Annotated in this window: 18 protein-coding genes, 1 tRNA gene and 3 rRNA genes; 13 read left to right on the top strand and 9 right to left on the bottom strand. The window is 48.7% G+C overall.

Features of this window, described 5'->3' with window-relative positions:
• The first annotated feature begins 185 nt into the window (after nucleotides 1-185).
• A complete protein-coding gene (locus IQ219_RS04940; RefSeq protein ID WP_194071903.1) occupies nucleotides 186-1,199 on the top strand; it encodes an ABC transporter permease in 1,014 nt (337 codons plus the stop codon).
• Nucleotides 1,200-1,242: 43 nt separating this feature from the next.
• Here the strand turns inward: IQ219_RS04940 and IQ219_RS04935 are convergent, their stop codons facing one another.
• On the bottom strand, nucleotides 1,243-1,833 hold the full coding sequence (locus tag IQ219_RS04935) for a DUF2808 domain-containing protein (protein ID WP_194071902.1): 591 nt from the start codon (nucleotides 1,831-1,833) through the stop codon (nucleotides 1,243-1,245).
• Nucleotides 1,834-1,871: 38 nt separating this feature from the next.
• Complete coding sequence (locus tag IQ219_RS04930) at nucleotides 1,872-2,867, bottom strand: saccharopine dehydrogenase-like oxidoreductase (RefSeq protein ID WP_194021402.1); 996 nt, start codon at nucleotides 2,865-2,867, stop codon at nucleotides 1,872-1,874.
• Between the two features lie 410 nt (nucleotides 2,868-3,277).
• Here IQ219_RS04930 and IQ219_RS04925 point away from each other — a divergent pair.
• The 5 genes from IQ219_RS04925 to rpsU all read left to right on the top strand — a co-directional run bounded on the left by IQ219_RS04925 (nucleotide 3,278) and on the right by rpsU (nucleotide 8,731).
• Nucleotides 3,278-4,769, top strand: a 16S ribosomal RNA gene (locus tag IQ219_RS04925).
• 142 nt (nucleotides 4,770-4,911) lie between these two features.
• Nucleotides 4,912-4,985 (top strand) — tRNA-Ile (locus IQ219_RS04920).
• Nucleotides 4,986-5,234: 249 nt separating this feature from the next.
• Nucleotides 5,235-8,118: ribosomal RNA gene (locus IQ219_RS04915) — 23S ribosomal RNA — on the top strand.
• Nucleotides 8,119-8,188: 70 nt separating this feature from the next.
• A 5S ribosomal RNA gene (gene rrf, locus IQ219_RS04910) occupies nucleotides 8,189-8,306 on the top strand.
• The 16S, 23S and 5S rRNA genes sit together here with 1 tRNA gene alongside, the layout of an rRNA operon.
• 242 nt (nucleotides 8,307-8,548) lie before the next feature.
• Nucleotides 8,549-8,731, top strand: a complete 183-nt coding sequence (gene rpsU / locus IQ219_RS04905; protein WP_010873397.1) for a 30S ribosomal protein S21 — start codon at nucleotides 8,549-8,551, stop codon at nucleotides 8,729-8,731.
• Nucleotides 8,732-8,830: 99 nt separating this feature from the next.
• Here the strand turns inward: rpsU and IQ219_RS04900 are convergent, their stop codons facing one another.
• Complete coding sequence (locus IQ219_RS04900; RefSeq protein ID WP_194071901.1) at nucleotides 8,831-9,463, bottom strand: ABC transporter ATP-binding protein; 633 nt, start codon at nucleotides 9,461-9,463, stop codon at nucleotides 8,831-8,833.
• Between the two features lie 171 nt (nucleotides 9,464-9,634).
• On the opposite strand from IQ219_RS04900, the gene IQ219_RS04895 reads away from it, so the two are divergent.
• Nucleotides 9,635-10,579, top strand: a complete 945-nt coding sequence (locus tag IQ219_RS04895; RefSeq protein ID WP_194071900.1) for a Sll0314/Alr1548 family TPR repeat-containing protein — start codon at nucleotides 9,635-9,637, stop codon at nucleotides 10,577-10,579.
• Between the two features lie 361 nt (nucleotides 10,580-10,940).
• On the opposite strand, the gene IQ219_RS04890 is transcribed toward IQ219_RS04895, so the two are convergent.
• On the bottom strand, nucleotides 10,941-11,168 hold the full coding sequence (locus tag IQ219_RS04890; protein WP_194071899.1) for a hypothetical protein: 228 nt from the start codon (nucleotides 11,166-11,168) through the stop codon (nucleotides 10,941-10,943).
• 69 nt (nucleotides 11,169-11,237) lie between these two features.
• Here IQ219_RS04890 and IQ219_RS04885 point away from each other — a divergent pair, with 69 nt between their 5' ends.
• Nucleotides 11,238-11,708 carry a GNAT family N-acetyltransferase gene (locus IQ219_RS04885; RefSeq protein ID WP_194071898.1) on the top strand — a complete coding sequence of 157 codons (471 nt, stop codon included), beginning with the start codon at nucleotides 11,238-11,240 and terminating at the stop codon, nucleotides 11,706-11,708.
• Between the two features lie 4 nt (nucleotides 11,709-11,712).
• Here the strand turns inward: IQ219_RS04885 and IQ219_RS19990 are convergent, their stop codons facing one another.
• From IQ219_RS19990 to IQ219_RS04870, 3 genes are all read right to left on the bottom strand, one after another.
• Nucleotides 11,713-12,018 carry a hypothetical protein gene (locus tag IQ219_RS19990; protein WP_228016718.1) on the bottom strand — a complete coding sequence of 102 codons (306 nt, stop codon included), beginning with the start codon at nucleotides 12,016-12,018 and terminating at the stop codon, nucleotides 11,713-11,715.
• 66 nt (nucleotides 12,019-12,084) lie between these two features.
• Nucleotides 12,085-12,879, bottom strand: coding sequence for a fimbria/pilus periplasmic chaperone (locus IQ219_RS04875; protein WP_228016717.1), 795 nt, complete (start codon nucleotides 12,877-12,879; stop codon nucleotides 12,085-12,087).
• Between the two features lie 90 nt (nucleotides 12,880-12,969).
• Nucleotides 12,970-13,518 carry a hypothetical protein gene (locus IQ219_RS04870; RefSeq protein ID WP_190597665.1) on the bottom strand — a complete coding sequence of 183 codons (549 nt, stop codon included), beginning with the start codon at nucleotides 13,516-13,518 and terminating at the stop codon, nucleotides 12,970-12,972.
• Nucleotides 13,519-13,930: 412 nt separating this feature from the next.
• On the opposite strand from IQ219_RS04870, the gene IQ219_RS04865 reads away from it, so the two are divergent.
• Nucleotides 13,931-14,368 carry a PIN domain-containing protein gene (locus tag IQ219_RS04865; protein ID WP_190597666.1) on the top strand — a complete coding sequence of 146 codons (438 nt, stop codon included), beginning with the start codon at nucleotides 13,931-13,933 and terminating at the stop codon, nucleotides 14,366-14,368.
• Between the two features lie 118 nt (nucleotides 14,369-14,486).
• Here the strand turns inward: IQ219_RS04865 and IQ219_RS04860 are convergent, their stop codons facing one another.
• Entirely contained in the window at nucleotides 14,487-14,774 is a 288-nt protein-coding gene (locus IQ219_RS04860; protein WP_194071897.1) for a DUF433 domain-containing protein, read from the bottom strand.
• Nucleotides 14,775-15,044: 270 nt separating this feature from the next.
• Between IQ219_RS04860 and IQ219_RS04855 the strand changes: the two genes are divergently transcribed.
• The gene (locus tag IQ219_RS04855; protein WP_194071896.1) at nucleotides 15,045-15,731 is read left to right on the top strand and encodes a response regulator transcription factor; all 687 of its coding nucleotides are present in this window, start codon (nucleotides 15,045-15,047) and stop codon (nucleotides 15,729-15,731) included.
• A gap of 179 nt (nucleotides 15,732-15,910) precedes the next feature.
• Here IQ219_RS04855 and bioD read toward each other — a convergent pair whose 3' ends face one another.
• Nucleotides 15,911-16,624, bottom strand: a complete 714-nt coding sequence (gene bioD / locus IQ219_RS04850; RefSeq protein ID WP_194071895.1) for a dethiobiotin synthase — start codon at nucleotides 16,622-16,624, stop codon at nucleotides 15,911-15,913.
• Between the two features lie 174 nt (nucleotides 16,625-16,798).
• On the opposite strand from bioD, the gene IQ219_RS04845 reads away from it, so the two are divergent.
• The 3 genes from IQ219_RS04845 to IQ219_RS04835 all read left to right on the top strand — a co-directional run.
• Complete coding sequence (locus IQ219_RS04845; RefSeq protein ID WP_194020610.1) at nucleotides 16,799-17,800, top strand: ribose-phosphate pyrophosphokinase; 1,002 nt, start codon at nucleotides 16,799-16,801, stop codon at nucleotides 17,798-17,800.
• A gap of 282 nt (nucleotides 17,801-18,082) precedes the next feature.
• Nucleotides 18,083-18,634, top strand: a complete 552-nt coding sequence (locus IQ219_RS04840) for a DUF2808 domain-containing protein (RefSeq protein WP_194020611.1) — start codon at nucleotides 18,083-18,085, stop codon at nucleotides 18,632-18,634.
• A gap of 96 nt (nucleotides 18,635-18,730) precedes the next feature.
• Nucleotides 18,731-19,246, top strand: a 516-nt coding sequence (locus tag IQ219_RS04835) for an FAD-dependent oxidoreductase (protein ID WP_194071894.1), incomplete at its 3' end; no start/stop codon positions are given.

Below are 19,246 nucleotides of genomic sequence, written 5' to 3'. Positions count from 1 at the left end.
GCATTGGAAGGCGGCTCTTGCTTGTTTTGCTATTGAACACCCTAATTCTTTTCTTTTCTAATTTCCCCTTTACACAAATTTCTTGACACTCCCTCGCCATCTCCCAGGAGGAAACCGTTAAGGTATATTGGCTAGGATAAATCCCCCAATAGTGGTTCCCCCAGTAATTTTTAGCTAATTAATCCATGCGTAATCTCCTCCGTTGGCTTCAAAATGACGACTTTACTTATGTTGTCCAGCGGTTGACAGAAGGGTTGATTACCTTACTACTAGCATCCCTATTAAGCTTTGCCATTATTCAGCTAGCTCCCGGCAGTTATCTCGATACCCTCCAGCAAAATCCGAAAATCTCCCCAGAAACCATCCAACAACTCAAGGTCCAATTCGGCTTGGATCAACCTTGGTATGTGCAATATTGGCGCTGGCTGACTCAAGTAGTGACCCGTTTCAATTTTGGTGAAAGCTTTGTTTATAACCGTTCCGTTGCTTCCCTACTAATAGAACGGATTCCCGCCACCCTGCTACTGGCCATAACATCTATCATTCTCACCTGGGCGATCGCCATTCCGTTGGGCATTGTGGGGGCCGTGCAACAAAATACATTAATTGACCGCAGTCTAAGGGTAATCAGTTACATCGGCCAAGGATTTCCTAGCTTTATCACCGCTCTACTCTTATTGTTCCTTGCCCAGTCCGTTTCGCCTCTGTTACCGGTGGGGGACATGACCAGCATTGATTTTGCCGAATTTTCTTGGCCCCATAAAGTGTGGGATGTGGCTTGGCACATGATTTTACCTACCCTCGCTTTGAGTATCACCAGTTTTGCGGGGTTACAAAGGTTGATGCGGGGTCAACTGCTGGATGTGTTGCGCCAGGACTATATTCAAACTGCCAGGGCTAAGGGTCTGCCGGAAAATCGGGTTATCTACGTCCACGCCCTCCGTAATGCCATCAATCCCCTAATCACTATTCTGGGCTTTGAATTTGCCAGTTTGCTTAGTGGCGCTTTCATCGCCGAATTTTTCTTCAATTGGCCTGGCCTAGGTCGGTTAATTCTCCAGGCCGTCACTGCCCAGGATCTCTATCTAGTGATGGGTAGTTTAATGATGGGGGCAACTCTCCTCATTCTCGGTAATCTTCTAGCCGATCTATTGCTGAAATTCACCGATCCCCGCATTCAGTTGGCAGACCTAAAATAAAATTCACACTCAATTTGTGAATACTTGACTGGCAATATCCCGGCTACCAAGTTCCACCCCGATAAAACTGAAAACGGGCTACTCCCAAATCCATTGCCTGGGAATTGTCCCCCGGTGGTAGAGCAAAAACTCGAAATTGGTAAACTCCCGGTACATCAGGATTCTTCCAGGGCTTCAGACCAATGGTGACAATTTCTCCGGGGGAGATGGCTTGGGCAAACGTTACAGTGATTTTTCCCGTACTTTTGTCCCATTCCACCGACTCCAGGGCAACTTGTGCCCCCCGATGGCGGCGATCGCCAAAGAAAGCAAAGCTTTGATCCGGGTAAAAATTAATCGGATCTGGGTTGGGTTGCTGTTGAAAAACAACTCTGTCGAGGGGTTCCCCGGCCTGTTCCGGCAGGGAAATGGTGAAATAATACTTCGCCGCCGGAATGGAAACGGCATTAAAAGTAGTGGCACTATCCATCAACTGGGGAGGACTACTGAAAAACAGCACTCCCCCCGGCAATTGCCCCGCTCCCGCAACGGACATTTTTGGACCATAATTCCCATAGGACTGGGTTAAAACCAGCCCCGAGGCGATCGCCAGTCCCGCTATTTTTCCCAAGCCCAGGGAAATTGGTCTAATCATAGGTGATTCACCTGAACCGATTGAACAACGTTGATAGATTAACGCACAAATTTGGGCATCACATCCGCCGCCGTAAATAGCCCCATTAAACCCTGACGGTGTAACTCATAGCCCGCTTTCAAATAACCAAAGGCCGGGCCACAAACATTGGCCGCCATGCTAGTTTCATCCCCAAGGGTAAAGGTATGGCTAGAAAGTTTTCCTTCAAAGGTTCTGCCGGTAATTTTCACATGGGTACTCAACGGCTTTTTCGGATTACGGGTATCCACCACGCCCCCCACCGTTACCTGATCCCGGTGACAGATGCCCGCCAATTCCAACATGATGTCGTCAGCGTGTTCCATATCCTCCAAAGCCAAAATGCCATTGGTTTGATCCAACAGAGCCGCAACTTCTTCATCACTCATAGCCTGGGCTTTATCAACATTGTACCCAGGCATATGGGCAATATCCTCTCGAATGGTGGCCCGATAAGCCTCCCAATTAGCAATACCAACCCCAAAAGTGATTTTGACCTGGTGAATTTCTTGGAAACTTTGGGCCGCCACCGCCGCCGCCGCCGTCAGTAAACCGGGGGTCGCTCCACAACCGGTCATATAAGTGATGCCTGCCTGGACTAAATCATGCCGTAATGTCAATAACTGCTCCACTGCACTGGTTCGTTTTAGGGCATCCACCAATACCCCCTGCCAGCCGGAGGCGATAAATTGCCTAGTCACATCCGCCATGAAAGTATTGGGCAGATTGGGCAACGCCAGGAAGTAACCATCCACCTCCCCCTGGCCAATTAAATCTTCAATGCTTTGCTCACTCATTTGTCCCTTATTGGCCTTCCCCACGGAACCCTGTTGAGCATAGGCCTGCACCGCATTATCCACATCAACACCATCGGCATCACAAAGATATCCATGGCGATCGGCGATCGCCACCAATACCATTTCCCGTTTAGGAGCTAAAAGCCTAGCCGCCGCTTGCCCTAAACCGCCAAAACCCAGAATGCCAACTCGCAAAGGAGCAGAAGTATAACTTTCCATTGATCCAAACTCGCAGAAACAACTCCCCCATTATCGGATGGAGGAGCTAAACGGAAGCGCACAAGTCAGAGAAGAGAGAGAAACAATGTCGGGAGGGAAGAGTTGGAGAAGGTTTTAGAAGCCCAAAGGCAGATGAGGAGGGGGATTGAGTGAATGTGGAAAAAAGATTTGAGAAAAGGTGTTGACTTTTCCTGGGAAGGTGAGTATATTGATAAATGCGCGGTTGAGAGCGAAAGCGACTCGAAAGCGCCCCGAACCTAGACAAAGAAATAGTTTGAGAGACAGAAACCAGACCCTTGTTAATTCAATTAACAAACCAAAGTCTGTTTCTACTTGACAAAGAGTTTAACTCAAGTCGGAAGAAATAGCAACAGAAAAGAGCCGAAACTTATAAATTGGTTATTTTTAACACAATGGAGAGTTTGATCCTGGCTCAGGATGAACGCTGGCGGTATGCCTAACACATGCAAGTCGAACGGAGTTCCTTCGGGGACTTAGTGGCGGACGGGTGAGTAACACGTGAGAACCTGCCTTCAGAATGGGGACAACAGTTGGAAACGACTGCTAATACCCAATGTGCCGAAAGGTGAAAGATTTATCGTCTGAAGATGGGCTCGCGTCTGATTAGCTAGATGGTGGGGTAAGAGCCTACCATGGCAACGATCAGTAGCTGGTCTGAGAGGATGAGCAGCCACACTGGGACTGAGACACGGCCCAGACTCCTACGGGAGGCAGCAGTGGGGAATTTTCCGCAATGGGCGAAAGCCTGACGGAGCAATACCGCGTGAGGGAGGAAGGTCCTTGGATTGTAAACCTCTTTTATCAGGGAAGAAAAAAATGACGGTACCTGATGAATAAGCATCGGCTAACTCCGTGCCAGCAGCCGCGGTAATACGGAGGATGCAAGCGTTATCCGGAATTATTGGGCGTAAAGCGTCCGTAGGTGGTTTTGCAAGTCTGCTGTTAAAGAATGGAGCTTAACTCCATAAGAGCGGTGGAAACTGCAAGACTAGAGTACAGTAGGGGTAGCAGGAATTCCCAGTGTAGCGGTGAAATGCGTAGATATTGGGAAGAACATCGGTGGCGAAAGCGTGCTACTGGGCTGAAACTGACACTGAGGGACGAAAGCTAGGGTAGCGAAAGGGATTAGATACCCCTGTAGTCCTAGCCGTAAACGATGGATACTAGGCGTGGCTTGTATCGACCCGAGCCGTGCCGAAGCTAACGCGTTAAGTATCCCGCCTGGGGAGTACGCACGCAAGTGTGAAACTCAAAGGAATTGACGGGGGCCCGCACAAGCGGTGGAGTATGTGGTTTAATTCGATGCAACGCGAAGAACCTTACCAAGGCTTGACATCCCTGGAATCCTGCGGAAACGTGGGAGTGCCTTAGGGAGCCAGGAGACAGGTGGTGCATGGCTGTCGTCAGCTCGTGTCGTGAGATGTTGGGTTAAGTCCCGCAACGAGCGCAACCCTCGTTTTTAGTTGCCATCATTAAGTTGGGCACTCTAGAGAGACTGCCGGTGACAAACCGGAGGAAGGTGGGGATGACGTCAAGTCATCATGCCCCTTACGCCTTGGGCTACACACGTACTACAATGGTCGGGACAACGGGCAGCAAGCTCGCGAGAGTAAGCGAATCCCATCAAACCCGGCCTCAGTTCAGATTGCAGGCTGCAACTCGCCTGCATGAAGGAGGAATCGCTAGTAATCGCAGGTCAGAATACTGCGGTGAATTCGTTCCCGGGCCTTGTACACACCGCCCGTCACACCATGGGAGCTGGTCACGCCCGAAGTCGTTACTCTAACCTTAGGGAGGAGGGCGCCGAAGGCAGGGCTAGTGACTGGGGTGAAGTCGTAACAAGGTAGCCGTACCGGAAGGTGTGGCTGGATCACCTCCTTTAAGGGAGACCTTTACCCCTTCATACCGAAAGCAAAGTGCAAATAGGTAGAAGTTGGTCAACCAAAAGGTCGAGCAAGGGATTAACCGAGAGGTTAAAGAGTAGAAGTCTTTCAAACTATTGCCTAGGCGAGGTAAGAGGCAAGGGCTATTAGCTCAGTTGGTTAGAGCGCACCCCTGATAAGGGTGAGGTCTCTGGTTCAAGTCCAGAATGGCCCACCTAACCAAAACAAGCCAAAAAGAAGGATAAACCCTTCAGCATCCTGTCTGATGAGAGTCAGAGGGAATGCTGGATGTAAGTCCAGTAAGAACCTTGAAAACTGCATAAAGAAAAGAGAAAGCAGGGAAAATCTGAATCTCCTTAGCTATTCGGAAGCCAACCGTGGAGCCTTTGGGTGAGTGGGAAGTGGAAGAGTGGTGAATGTGAGAGGAAAGATAATCCTAGTTAGCAAAAGAAGATCTTAATAAGGTCAAGCTACAAAGGGCTAACGGTGGATACCTTGGCACACAGAGGCGAAGAAGGACGTGGTTACCGACGAAACGCTTCGGGGAGCTGGAAACAAGCATTGATCCGGAGGTGTCCGAATGGGGCAACCCAAGTGAACTACCCGCTGAATAAAATAGGCGGGAGAGAGCGAACCTAGTGAACTGAAACATCTTAGTAGCTAGAGGAAAAGAAAACAAAAGTGATTCTCTAAGTAGCGGCGAGCGAACGGGGAACAGCCTAAACCAATGTCTTCGGAGATTGGGGTCGTGGGACAGCAACATGGACTGAATAGATTAGACGAAGCAGCTGAAAACTGCACCAGAGGAGGTGAAAGTCCTGTAGTCGAAAATCGAAGCAGCCTAGCTGAATCCCGAGTAGGTCGGAGCTCGTGGAATTCCGATTGAATCCGCCAGGACCACCTGGTAAGGCTAAATACTACTGTGTGACCGATAGCGTAAAGTACCGCGAGGGAAAGGTGAAAAGAACCCCGTTGAGGGGAGTGAAATAGAACATGAAACCGTTAGCCTACAAGCAATGGGAGCTCGATTAAACGAGTGACCGTGTGCCTGTTGAAGAATGAGCCGGCGACTTACAGGTTGTGGCAGGTTAAGGTGTGTTGCACCGAAGCCAAAGTGAAAGCGAGCCTGAATAGGGCGTTAGTCACAATTTGTAGACCCGAACCCGGGTGATCTAACCATGGCCAGGATGAAGCTTAGGTAACACTAAGTGGAGGTCCGAACCGACTAATGTTGAAAAATTAGCGGATGAGCTGTGGTTAGGGGTGAAATGCCAATCGAACCCGGAGCTAGCTGGTTCTCCCCGAAATGTGTTTAGGCGCAGCGGTTGTAAAGTCAACTTGGGGGGTAAAGCACTGTTTCGCTGCGGGCGGCGAGAGCTGTACCAAAGTGAGGCAAACTCAGAATACCCAAGAAGAAACGACCAGTAAGACGGTGGGGGATAAGCTTCATCGTCGAAAGGGAAACAGCCCAGACCACCAGCTAAGGTCCCCAAATCATCACTAAGTGAGAAAGGAGGTGGGAGTGCATTGACAACCAGGAGGTTTGCCTAGAAGCAGCAATCCTTAAAAGAGTGCGTAATAGCTCACTGGTCAAGCGCTCCTGCGCCGAAAATGAACGGGGCTAAGTGATGTACCGAAGCTGTGGACTCAGATATGAGTGGTAGGGGAGCGTTCTGTATAGGGTGAAGCACTAGCGGCAAGCAGGTGTGGACAGTACAGAAGTGAGAATGTCGGCTTGAGTAGCGAAAATATGGGTGAGAATCCCATACCCCGAAATCCTAAGGGTTCCTCCGGAAGGCTCGTCCGCGGAGGGTTAGTCAGGACCTAAGGCGAGGCTGAGAAGCGTAGTCGATGGACAACCGGTCAATATTCCGGTACTGATTATGAATTGTGGCGGGGGACGGAGAAGGCTAGTGCAGCTGGAAGTTGGTTACCAGTCCAAGCATTCGAGGCGATGAGAGACGGCGAAAACGTCTTGAGCGGAGGTGTGATGGGGAGTCTCTACGGAGACGAAGTGCATGATGTCAAGCTTCCTAGAAAAGCCCGAACCACGTTAATTTATAGTCACCTGTACCCGAAACCGACACAGGTAGGAAGGTAGAGAATACTAAGGGGCGCGAGGTAACTCTCTCTAAGGAACTCGGCAAAATTACCCCGTAACTTCGGGAGAAGGGGTGCCTCCAGCAATGGAGGTCGCAGTGAATAGGCCCAGGCGACTGTTTACCAAAAACACAGGTCTCCGCAAAGTCGTAAGACGCAGTATGGGGGCTGACGCCTGCCCAGTGCCGGAAGGTTAAGGAAGTTGGTCAGGGAGCAATCCTGAAGCTAGCGACTGAAGCCCCGGTGAACGGCGGCCGTAACTATAACGGTCCTAAGGTAGCGAAATTCCTTGTCGGGTAAGTTCCGACCCGCACGAAAGGCGTAACGATCTGGGCACTGTCTCGGAGAGAGGCTCGGCGAAATAGGATTGTCTGTGAAGATACGGACTCCCTGCACCTGGACAGAAAGACCCTATGAAGCTTTACTGTAGCTTGGAATTGGGTTCGGGCTTTGCTTGCGCAGGATAGGTGGGAGACTATGAAGTTACTCTTGTGGGAGTAATGGAGTCAACGGTGAGATACCACTCTGGTGAGGCTAGAATTCTAACTTGTTCCCGTTATCCGGGAGAAGGACAATTTCAGGTGGGCAGTTTGACTGGGGCGGTCGCCTCCTAAAAGGTAACGGAGGCGCGCAAAGGTTTCCTCAGGCTGGTTGGAAATCAGCCGAAGAGTGTAAAAGCAGAAGGAAGCTTGACTGTGAGACTGACAAGTCAAACAGGGACGAAAGTCGGCTTTAGTGATCCGACGGCACTGAGTGGAAGGGCCGTCGCTCAACGGATAAAAGTTACTCTAGGGATAACAGGCTGATCTCCGCCAAGAGTTCACATCGACGCGGAGGTTTGGCACCTCGATGTCGGCTCATCGCAACCTGGGGCGGTAGTACGTCCCAAGGGTTGGGCTGTTCGCCCATTAAAGCGGTACGTGAGCTGGGTTCAGAACGTCGTGAGACAGTTCGGTCCATATCCGGTGTAGGCGTAAGAGTATTGAGAGGAGACTTCCTTAGTACGAGAGGACCGGGAAGTACGCACCTCTGGTGTACCTGTTATCGTGCCAACGGTAAACGCAGGGTAGCCAAGTGCGGAGTGGATAACCGCTGAAAGCATCTAAGTGGGAAGCCCACCTCAAGATGAGTACTCTCATGGTGTTAAGCCAGTAAGGTCACGGGAAGACTACCCGTTGATAGGCTCTAGATGGAAGTTCAGTAATGGATGAAGTCGAGGAGTACTAATAGACCGAGGGCTTGACCTTTTTCTTCTTTTTCTTTCTCTTTTCTTGTGCAGTCTTCTGGGTTTCTTCTCAGCTATACCCAACAATCTTTCTTGGTGTCTTTAGCGTCATGGAACCACTCCGATCCCATCCCGCACTCGGTTGTTAAATGTGATAGCGGCGACGATACTCTGGGGGTTGCCCCACGGCACAATAGTCCGATGCCAAGTTCCTCTTTCTTTGATTTAAGGCTCCCCATTCTACTTGGGGGGCTTTTGGCTATCTTAAACTCAAATTTAAGATTCTATTTTTAGTGATGATGGCAATTTGTTCTCCGGCGTGGGCTGAGGAAGATTGTCAGCGAGGGGAATGATAGAATTGGTAGGAGCCTAATTTGGCTTTGTAGAAATTCTCAGCTAGTTATTCCCCTAGCCCCCTTTTGTTGTTAACCCAGGAGGTTTAAAACTCTCAGATGACTCAAGTTGTTGTAGGTCAAAACGAACCCATTGAATCCGCGCTACGCCGCTTTAAACGCCAAGTTGCTAAAGCTGGCATCTATACAGATTTCAAAAAGCATCAATTTTTTGAAACGCCGCAGGAAAAACATAAACGCAAGGAAGCAACCCGCAGAAGACAGCGTTCCCGCCGTCGTTAGTTAGTTGTCGCTGCTGAGATTACAAATATACTTTCATCTTCTAGAAACTTCTTCGGTTTTCATATAACCGAGGGGGTTTTTGTTTTTCTTAATCATATTTCAGGGGGTTTGGGGAGTTAGGCTTCCCTTCTCCAAACGCCAACATTGATCGGCGATCGCCGTTAGTTCGCCTGGATCGTGAGTCACAACCAGGAGGCCCCAATGGCCCTTTAATTTAGTCAGTAGACTGGTCAATTGTTGACGCATCGACCAATCTAAGCCAGCAGTGGGTTCGTCGAGGAGAAGAATATTAGGTTGACGAATTAATTGCACTGCTAAAGAGAGTCGTCTTTGCTGACCGCCACTGAGAGCCTGGGGCGACAAATTCCAAGGGCAGTGACCAAGGCCTACCTCTTGAAGGGTTTCTGCAATACGGCTGCGGGGAACTTCCGGATGGCCCAAGCGCAATTCCTCTAGCAATGTGCCACCGCAGAAATGACGTTCCGGAAACTGAAACACTAAACCACATAACTGCTGGAGGTGCAGAGCCGTTAACTCCTGGGTTTGCCAACGGATATGGCCGCCGGTCGGTTCCGCTAGACCAGAAAGAATTTCTAACAAAGTAGTTTTACCAGAGCCACTAGGGCCAATTATTAAACCGAGTTGTTGGGGCGCTAATTCTAAATTGATATCTTTTAGAATGGGATGCAAAGCGGCGGGCGGATGGTAGCAAACGTCGTTTAAATACAGCATATGGATAAAATTGAAACGCAATCTCCCTGGCAGATCATAGTTTGCCCTGCCAGTCCCGCCAAAAGCTAGATATTATGGCAATCACAATTTCCTAGAATTTTAGCTTGATTAGCCTAATTTTCTTGGTTTTGCCATTGCTCCTTCCTGTTCTCCTTGTAGATACACTCGACTATGTTGGCTTCCCTCACCCGTTTTACTCCGATGAATTTGATTCGTAATCGTTGGGCCCAAGTCTTTTCCCAATCCCTATTAGGAGTCCTGATAGTTAGTGGCACCGCTTGGGCAGGGGATCCCTTTCGCCCCAGCAATCCCCATAACATTGGCGACCAAACAGAAGCTGCTTTTGAAGCAATTTTCCGCGATGGGAATTATCGAGGGGCAGAAGAAATTTTAGCTGTGGCTCTTCAAGTCGAACCCAATGAGCCGTTGGTTTATGCTATGCAGGCTTCCTTTGCCTACGATGCCAATGACATGGAGGGAATGAGGAAGTATGCCCAGCAAACCCTAGAGTCGGCCCAGCGCTTGGCCCCCAGCGATCCCTTACGGGGTAACCTATACATTGCTGTAGGTCATTTTCTAGAGGGTAGTTATCTGCTTAAAAAGGGTAGTTACTTACAAGCTGTAGGCAAAACAGGTACGGTATTCGAACATTTAGATAAAGCCTCCGCCATTAATCCCAACGATCCGGAACTTAATCTTTTGCGGGGTTACTTAGATCTGTTCTTGTCCCGTTATACCCCCTTCAGCCAATCGGAACAGGTGATTGGTCGTTTTGAGCAGTATGCGGCACCTGATTATCTTCGTTACCGTGCCCTAGCCACTACCTATCGAGATTTGGAAAAGTATGACCTTGCCATGGCTAATATTGACCGGGCGCTGGCCATCACGCCAGATAATCCTGAATTGCAATACTTAAAAGGGCAGTTTTTGCGTAATGAGGGCCGCCGCAGTATGGATTTAGGCAAACTTCAACAGGCTCAGCAATACTACGCACTGGCCCTAGAAAAGCAGGATCAACTATCCCGGGCATTGGTGGTTCAACTTAACCATGAAAACAATGCAGTGGTAGATGAAATTCAAAAATTAGCCCAAAATCCTAGTCTGAAGGGTTTCTAAAACAGGAGAGTATTGTGTAATCCTATCCCTATAGTGTTGGTTTTCCTCGTTTCTTTTCCCACTGGCTGATGCCTCTTGCTGGGAAACACCTTGCCGTAGGCTTGTCAGAAGATTCGTATGAGCTACAGCGCACTGATGATAGAAGTCAGGCAATGATGCCCATAGCTGGTTTCCCCCTATTTCAGAACGGTCCCCCACAATCTCATGGGTTTCAACATCTGGAGCCAGCTAAATCCAATACTTTTGTTGTTTATTCCCTACAAATGACCACATCTCATCACATTGAATCGTTAATCGCCCTTTTTTTTGAAGAGGCTTCTACTTGCTGGAGTAGGGTTTCGTATTTTTGATTGACAGATTGTTATAACCAAGGCCCTGAAACATCGCAGACACGGGCGATACCAGCTAAAGGAATCTTTTTGAGAAGAAGTCTATCAATGAGATTTTTGGTTTCTTGAAAGATAATTTTCTGCTGGGAATGTTCTAGAAACTGGCGACCGTAGTCATAGCATTTATGATTTTGCTTGCCGTTATGGGGGCGACCATTTTTGACCACCTTGATAGACTGGCAACTGGGACAATCAAGCATGAGGGACTAGCATTGCTCACAATTTTAGCTTTTATCCTTACTCCTTAAGCACTACCAAAAAGCGTCGCCATGGAAATTAATTGGTCTTGGCAACAGTTTAGTGATATTTCTGGGGAAGAAATGCACGCAATGCTTGCCCTACGACAGGATGTGTTTGTGGTGGAGCAGGGATGTTTATATTTAGACCCTGATCAGTTGGATAAGCAATCATGGCACTTGTTTGGTCGCACCAAGGATCAAAAATTAGTGGCCTACGCACGACTGAATTTTCCTAATACCAGATACCCGGAACCATCTTTTGGCCGTGTTCTCACGAGTAAAGCCATCAGGGGGATGGGCGCTGGCAGAAAAATTGTCGAAGCCTGCATCCAGAAAAGCTTGCAGGAGTATCCAAACTCAGATGTGCGGATTTCAGCCCAGGCTCACCTCACCAAGTTTTATGCAGAATTTGGTTTTACAAAGATTGGTGATCCCTATGATGACCATGGTATAGAACACATCGGTATGATTTTGCGTGTTTCTAAACCCATGGGTGACTAATGCGCTAATTTCGTTCAGTTACCTTTGCCGATGATTGTTGTTGGAAAAAGGCTTCCGAAGGAGGGGAGCAATCAATGCCTTTCCCCCGGAAGGTGATCGCTGGAGGCGAAATTTGGTCAACCTTTGGCCCTGGAGCGGTGGGGGCCCTCGGTTCACGCATAGTTTGGGCATAGCCTTCGGTGGCATTAGGTTTGAGCACCAAATTTTTGGCCGGCTTGGGGATAGCCACGGTGGTATTAACCGTTTCAGCCATGGCTAAGCTAGAACTCAAGGTAATTGCCAGACTAAGGGAAAAAATAAATAGGCGCATGGGAATACCTCCGAGCCGAAGCTAGGGATGCCCCATACGCAGTCTCTCCCGGCGATCGGCTAGCAATTAATTGGTAGTAAAGGTGGCAGTAACAGGGCCAACGGGTAATTCTTTGGGCCAGGGCAGAACAAAGCGGCGTTTGTTGCCGGCTAGCATATTCTCCCCAATGACTCCCTTCAGTTGTTCATCCCCACTTAAAGTGACAGTTTTTCCCTCTGAAGTTAGATTAACTGTCAAACCCCTAAGTAGTTGATGGGCAGTTCCTTGATTTTCAAAATTAAGTACTAACTTCTGAGAACCATCTTCTGAAGTCGAGGGCCCGGCATCTTCTAGAACCACTTTGGGAGAGGCATTAGGAGGGGTAACATAGATCGTGCCCACATACTTAAAAAGTACCTTGATATCGACAATTCTTGTGTCGGTAGGCTCGTCAATTTTTGGCTCTAGGGCATCAATGGGAACCTGTTCAGCCACAATGCGATAGGGAAGTTCCTTAGAAGGAGTGGAGTCTCCCACCCAAACTACCCTGACGGCCTGAGCTTGGTTGGGCATAAGAATAATCTGGGGAGGATAAATGACAAAATCTTCCTCTTCCAGAGGCATTTCCTCGATCCCATCGATGGACATTTGGCGGCCCACAACACTTACCTGTACTGCTACAGGTTGGGTTCCTGTGCTACGAAGCAGAAAAGAACGACTTGCACCACCACCAGCTGGAGTGAATTGCATTTCCATGGGAGAGAGTTGGAAAGAGGGGGAAGCTTCTGTTACCTTTGGCATCGCCAAGTTAAAAGTTATACTTCCAGCTAAACCACAAAGAAAAGCCACCAACGTAGATCCAGAATATCGATGAAAAGCCATCATTTTAACCCTCCGTTGACAATAGTAAGCGCTCGGTCAAACTTCAGCTTAAACTTGATTTGATGCGAGCGCCAACTATCTTTAATTTGCCTATTTGTTAGTCAGCGTAAAAGTAAGAGTATCGCTGTATATACCATGAGCTTTTCCGTTAACATTAGATTGTAGAACCGAGATAGCAACATCACGATCACAACCAGTTGAAGAGGCGCAATCAGCAATTAACGCTGCCGGAGTTTCGGCAGTTCCCTCTCCCGAAGTAAGTGTGACAGAGGCGGTGGAGCCATTCGGTCCGTAGTAGAGGGTATAGGGCATTTGCAGATAGGAAGCAACTCCATCACCTGTTTTTAGAATACCTTCATTATCTGACGTAACTGCTACGGTGAAGCCAGCCGCATCATTAGATTTAACGTTAACTGTACCAACAACGGTTTCAGAAAGTGCCGTGTACAAAGTCAATTCTTCGGGGGTGCCAGGAGTTTTAGTTGCAGTCCAGGTTAAAAGTTCAACTTCAGGAACTTCAACACCAATGCCATCGCCTTCAGAGTTGGTAGGATTAGCAAAAGCGGCGGGGCTTAACATTACAGCGGAACCAATAACCAAACCAGAAGCTAGAAGAACTTGATTGAATTTAGTGAACATAATTTGTCGCCTCCATCCCGTGACCTTGGTCTTGGGAAATGAATGTTGTTTTTTTCTTTACTCCTTTATTGTATGGAAATGGCGATGTGTGCGTATTCGCACTAACACTGGACTTTCACTAAAGTTCGATTTTCTACTGCTCCGTATAATTACGATTTTTTGTAACTAAATCTACACAAATAAAGAAAAGTGTTGCGCCTAATCACTCCCTACTTGTGACTGGGATCACATACCCCCTATAACCCAGATCATTTTGCTTTTTTTCTGCAAAATAATAGCTTTTTCATCAATTCTTTGCGGTTTCTTCTGGAGGGGATTGTGAAGTTGTGTTAACCAAGCCCTGGTTACTGTCCTTGTTCCTCTTCGGGATGTTGACGCTTACAATATTGACCAACGTTTAAAAGTCCATACCGTGAAACTTTATCTAGACACCAGCGTGTTGAATCGGATTTTTGACGATCAAACCCAGGCAAGGATTGCCTTAGAGACCCAAGCTCTGAGGATGATTTTGCAACTGGTGGAAACAGAAGAGGTCGAATTGCTCAACTCGGCAGTCTTAGAGTTTGAAGCTCAGAAAAATCCCTATCCGCCAAGACAACGTTGGGTACAGCAGTGTTTAGCCCTAGCCAAAAGCTATGTGCCCATGGATGAAGAGATTGTGGCTAGGGGGCAATCCTTAGAGCAAATGGGAGTGAAATCCATTGATGCCTTGCACATGGCCAGCGCAGAAAAGGGTGGATGTGATTATTTTTTAGCCTGTGATGATCGATTGCTCCGTCGTTATCATGGAAAAGTCAAAGCCCTAAATCCAGTAAGCTTCATTTTATTATTAACAGAGGGAGAGCGATGAATCTCAAGATCCCCAAGGAACAAGATGTGGTAGAAGAAGCCTTACTAATTCTGGAACAGAAACTTCCCCCATCGAAACTGGCTTTATTGCTTTCCCGATGGCAATCAGATCAGGGAGATTATTTAAAAACGCGGGACGAACTGTTCAAATGTGAAACGGTAGAATCGTTGGCCACAGATATTTTAGAGTTTGAGGCCCGACGAGCATCTTCCCAACAAGCTGAAACATAGGCCAAAGCCTGTCGAATATCCTCCTCTTCCAACTCTGGAAATTCCTGGTAGAGTTCATGGCGGTCTGGATAGGTAGCAAGTAAATCGACTACCCTTTTCACCGTCAAACGCTGTCCCCGAATACAGGGTTGACCATTCATTTGACTGGGGTTGATGGTGATCCGTTCAAGTTTCATGGGGATAATAGTTTTAAAAAAACATCAACGGCGGCAGAAACAACACCAGACTGCCAGCATTCACGGCCACTGTCGCTATCCCGTTGTTGCTCCTTTTAACAAGAATAGCCCTGGTATTTGACACCATTGATTCTACCTTGACCCCAACTCAAGCCCATCGACAACAAGTCAACATTCTTATGCCAGGATTAGAGAATGTCTCCCTAGTGTCCCACTTCGTCACGGGAAAAGAGCTTTTGGCATCAAAACCCCGCCGTTACCCAACCATCCATGGAATTTGATCCCGATTCCCTCGTTTTTAATGCCAGGTATGATCTGTTTCAGCTTCTGGTGAATCACTTTAACGTTATTGCCTGCCTGTATCCCCGCCTATTTGCCGTAACCGTTGCCCGCATTTCCTCCCACAGGCAAAACAAGAAGAAAGTCAAAATTTTTACCCTGCAAAGCGAAGCCCTAGCCTACTTTGAACAGCAACCAGAGCCGGCGGTGGTGATCATTTGCCAACGGTTAGAAGACGGTTCCGGTTTAGACCTGTTGAAACAGCTCAAAGCCCATGCCCGATCGCCGCAGTGCTTATTGTTACTGTTGAATGACCATGCGGCCATTGTGGAAGAAGCCCAGCAGTTGGGGGCCGATGCCATCTTTTTGGAGTCTAGTTTGGGTAATGGGGAAATTAACTTGGCCGTGGAATGCTTACTCCAGGGCAAAACCTACATTGATAGTCGCCTCCAGGCGATCGCCGATTATCGGAAAGCCCAGAAGGACGAATTGACCCAGCGGGAAGTGACGATCCTACGGTTAGTGGCGGAAGGCAAAACCAACAGCGAAATTGGCCAGGAATTACATCTAGCCAGCTCCACGGTGCGGGAATATGTGCAGACCATTATGCGTAAGCTCAACGCCAGGGACAGAACCTCAGCGGCGATCGCCGGGTTACGGGAAGGCTACCTAACTTAGAAAGTGTTTTGACGGAAATGGCTTGGGGCCTACCAATCCAGCACCGGCTTTTCTGCCCCCTGTTCCCGTTTTCTTTGGGCATCCTTTGCAAACCAGGCAATGATAATTTCTGGGGTCAGATCGGCGATCGGCATTACAGATTACCAACTCATCGCGACTTTTTAGCTCTCTAACTCACGTCAAAAATAGGCTAACTTTTCCAAGTCAAACCCGGCCGTTACCTCCGCTAAATGGGGTAAGCTCTCCCGCTCAGAATCGCTTAGATAGGGCACAATCCCCAAAACCGGCAAATGGGTAAAGGATGCCAACATAGCTGGAGTGGCCCAGTCTTCTACCTTGGCCTCCGCCTCCGGGCTAGCACAACTGAGCACCAGCCCCTTCAGTTTCACCTTAGTTTGTCTTGCTAATGCTACCTGGGCGATCGCCTGGCCCATGGCCCCCAGTTGCACCGGCACCACCAAAATGGTTTCCAAGCGCCACAGAGCCGCTATATCTGCCACTGTCAGCTCATGGGTAACGGGGGAACCTAAACTGCCCAGGGCCTCCACCAACACATGACCATGGTTCTTTTGCATTGCCTGTAGAGTCTGCCAGACTACCCCTAAATCAATGGTTTTCCCTTCTTGGTCAGCGGCCAGGGGAGGAGCTAGGGGAGCGGTAAATTTTAGCGGCGTCACCACATCCCAGTGGGTCAGATGGCTAAAGAGTTGTTGGTAAAGCTCGTCATCTCCCAACCCCGTCTGCATTAACTTCATCAATCCCAAGGACTCATGGCCACGATACTTTTGCCAGTAGGCCGCCAGGGCAGAAGTAGTTACCGTTTTGCCCACCCCGGTATCGCAACCCACAACTAATAAAGTTTTTTGGTCAACGGCTCGGAAAGAATGGGACATGGGGTAGCAAAAACCGAGGGGGAAAAGTGAAAGTGGCAGTTAATTTAAGTTTTGCAAAACCTAAAGGGATTGGCGAGGGAAGAATCCGCTATGATTGGATCGGAATCCCCTCGGTTAGCTTCCGGGCATAAGACTAGGGGGAACACCAGTAATCTGCCTTGACATGGGGGTAAAGTGTCTGCCGTGAGCCGTATCGCTACTTTAACACGTCAATCGATGCTGTCTGCCTTATCTGACAACAATCGCTTACGTCTTTTTTCCGGATCATCCAACCCATCTTTATCCCAAGAAGTAGCCCGTTATTTGGGCATGGACATCGGCCCCATGTTGCGGAAACGGTTTGCCGATGGCGAACTCTACATCCAAATCCAGGAGTCCATTCGGGGCGGTGACGTTTACCTCATTCAACCCTGCTGCCATCCGGTCAACGATAACTTGATGGAATTGTTGATCATGATCGATGCCTGTCGTCGGGCCTCGGCCCGCCAGATCACTGCGGTGTTGCCCTACTACGGTTATGCCCGGGCGGATCGTAAAACCGCTGGTCGGGAATCCATCTCAGCCAAGTTAGTCGCTAACCTTATTACCGGTGCCGGTGCCCAACGGGTATTGGCCATGGACCTCCACTCTGCCCAGATCCAGGGTTACTTTGACATTCCCTGTGACCATATGTACGGTTCCCCCGTCATTATTGACTACTTAAAAAATAAGCAACTAAGCGACTTGGTGGTGGTTTCCCCGGACGTGGGAGGGGTAGCTCGGGCCCGGGCCTTTGCCAAAAAATTAAACGACGCTCCCCTCGCCATCATTGATAAACGTCGTCAGAGCCATAATGTGGCCGAAGTATTAAATCTAATCGGTGATGTGGACGGCAAAACCGCCGTGCTGGTGGATGACATGATCGACACCGCTGGTACTTTGTCGGAAGGCTCCCGTTTGCTGCGGGCCCAGGGCGCTCGCCAGGTCTATGCCTGTGCCACCCATGCCGTTTTCTCCGAGCCGGCCATTAATCGTCTTTCCGGTGGTTTGTTTGAGGAAGTAATTGTCACCAATACAATTCCTGTGCCTGGCGATCACCATTTTCCCCAACTGACTATTCTTTCAGTGGCCAATTTAATTGGGGAAGCGATTTGGCGCATCCATGAAGAAAGCTCCGTCAGCAGTATGTTCCGCTAGGAATAGGTTTTTAGTTTTTTTGTGGACAATGGCAAAGCTGGATAGCTAGGCTGGCCAAAGCTTGGGCTGGATGATAGTCTTGGTTAAGCAATTTGCAGTTAATGCCGCCTTGGTTCACCCTTGTCTTTGGCTATGCTGGTAGTTGGGTGATGCAATTATTGCCTAACTATTTCCCTGGGGTTTGTTTTGTCAAATTCTGCAATTTTGGCAATTAAGTTGTCTTAAACAGATTGCCCCTGAACATGCCCCACTTCCATCTCAAATTTCCTCGGAGGCCAAGCCATGTCCATGCCCAGATCTTCCCGATTCAAATTCCGCCAAAAACTCTTTGCCTTCCTCTCCCTGAGTGGCGTTCTAGTAATGGGTTTACCCGCCATCAGTTTTGCCCAAGGTAACTCTGGGTTCACTATTTTTAGTGGGGTGGATAATCGTAGTGATATTCTGGATTACTACCTACAATTTAACGGTCGTTCTGGCCAAAGGGACCGCTACAAACTCTATATCCCCGCCAAGAAAATGACCCAGGGGGCAAAGGTTTTATACGTTTCCTACCCCGAAAATTTTGATGGTACTTTCGATGTCGAGAAAGTCCGGGTGGAAACTAAACGCCAGGGTAACATTGACATCGAAGATGTGGTTTGGGACAAAGAAAGTCGCTTTCTGCAAATTGTCCTAGCGGAACCAGCAGAACCCAACAGCCAGGTGACCATTACCCTTTCCAATGTTACTAACCCCAGCTTAGGAACCTACTATATGGTGGCTGATGCCATGGTATCGGGCGATATCCCTGTCCGAGTTTATTTGGGCACTTGGATTGTGAGCATCAATCGCTAGTTACTTACCTTTTATCCGTATAAACTGTCTATCTTTACGCTTTAGCCAGAGAATGGCTCTGGTTTTCGTCAACTGTATTGAGTAGCGAGAATTTCCATGACTACCCATTGCCGCCGAACCGTTGCGGCTATTTTTCTGGCAATTTTTTCCTGGCCGATCGCCCCTGGTCAAGCTTCTCCTCCCAGGCCGATGGATAAAACGGTGGAGTGTGAAATTTTGGTGGTGGGCGGTGGATTGGCCGGCACAGCCACGGCCTATGAAGGTCTGTTGGCCGGAAAAACCGTTTGCATGACGGAATTAACGGATTGGGTGGGGGGGCAACTCACGTCCCAGGGCACCGCCGCCCTCGATGAGCGACCTACCCAAACAGACAAGCTATTTTATCCCCGGGGCTATCTAGAACTCAGGCAACGGATCAAAGATTTTTACGGTGTGCAAAATCCAGGCAAATGTTGGGTAAGCCGTTCTGCTTGTTTCCTCCCCAAAGATGGCCATGACATTTTGATGGCAATGCTAGAGGATGCAGAAAAGCAAGGCCAAGGCACCCTGCAATGGTTCCCCAACACGGTCATTAAAGAATTAGTTTTGGCCCCCACCGCCCCAGGGGAAGAG

The sequence above is a fragment of the Synechocystis sp. LEGE 06083 genome, assembly GCF_015207725.1.
GTDB lineage: Bacteria > Cyanobacteriota > Cyanobacteriia > Cyanobacteriales > Microcystaceae > Synechocystis > Synechocystis salina.
Note: the sequence above shows the minus strand (reverse complement) of the source record. Positions and strands in the feature narration are given on the sequence as shown.

Bases quoted from the DNA above. Each gene is read 5' to 3' on its own strand.
- IQ219_RS04940 (WP_194071903.1), top strand. From the start codon at position 186: ATGCGTAATCTCCTCCGTTGGCTTCAAAATGACGACTTTACTTATGTT.
- IQ219_RS04935 (WP_194071902.1), bottom strand. From the start codon at position 1,833: ATGATTAGACCAATTTCCCTGGGCTTGGGAAAAATAGCGGGACTGGCG.
- IQ219_RS04930 (WP_194021402.1), bottom strand. From the start codon at position 2,867: ATGGAAAGTTATACTTCTGCTCCTTTGCGAGTTGGCATTCTGGGTTTT.
- rpsU (WP_010873397.1), top strand. From the start codon at position 8,549: ATGACTCAAGTTGTTGTAGGTCAAAACGAACCCATTGAATCCGCGCTA.
- IQ219_RS04900 (WP_194071901.1), bottom strand. From the start codon at position 9,463: ATGCTGTATTTAAACGACGTTTGCTACCATCCGCCCGCCGCTTTGCAT.
- IQ219_RS04895 (WP_194071900.1), top strand. From the start codon at position 9,635: ATGTTGGCTTCCCTCACCCGTTTTACTCCGATGAATTTGATTCGTAAT.
- IQ219_RS04890 (WP_194071899.1), bottom strand. From the start codon at position 11,168: ATGCTTGATTGTCCCAGTTGCCAGTCTATCAAGGTGGTCAAAAATGGT.
- IQ219_RS04885 (WP_194071898.1), top strand. From the start codon at position 11,238: ATGGAAATTAATTGGTCTTGGCAACAGTTTAGTGATATTTCTGGGGAA.
- IQ219_RS19990 (WP_228016718.1), bottom strand. From the start codon at position 12,018: ATGCGCCTATTTATTTTTTCCCTTAGTCTGGCAATTACCTTGAGTTCT.
- IQ219_RS04875 (WP_228016717.1), bottom strand. From the start codon at position 12,879: ATGGCTTTTCATCGATATTCTGGATCTACGTTGGTGGCTTTTCTTTGT.
- IQ219_RS04870 (WP_190597665.1), bottom strand. From the start codon at position 13,518: ATGTTCACTAAATTCAATCAAGTTCTTCTAGCTTCTGGTTTGGTTATT.
- IQ219_RS04860 (WP_194071897.1), bottom strand. From the start codon at position 14,774: ATGAAACTTGAACGGATCACCATCAACCCCAGTCAAATGAATGGTCAA.
- IQ219_RS04855 (WP_194071896.1), top strand. From the start codon at position 15,045: ATGGAATTTGATCCCGATTCCCTCGTTTTTAATGCCAGGTATGATCTG.
- bioD (WP_194071895.1), bottom strand. From the start codon at position 16,624: ATGTCCCATTCTTTCCGAGCCGTTGACCAAAAAACTTTATTAGTTGTG.
- IQ219_RS04840 (WP_194020611.1), top strand. From the start codon at position 18,083: ATGTCCATGCCCAGATCTTCCCGATTCAAATTCCGCCAAAAACTCTTT.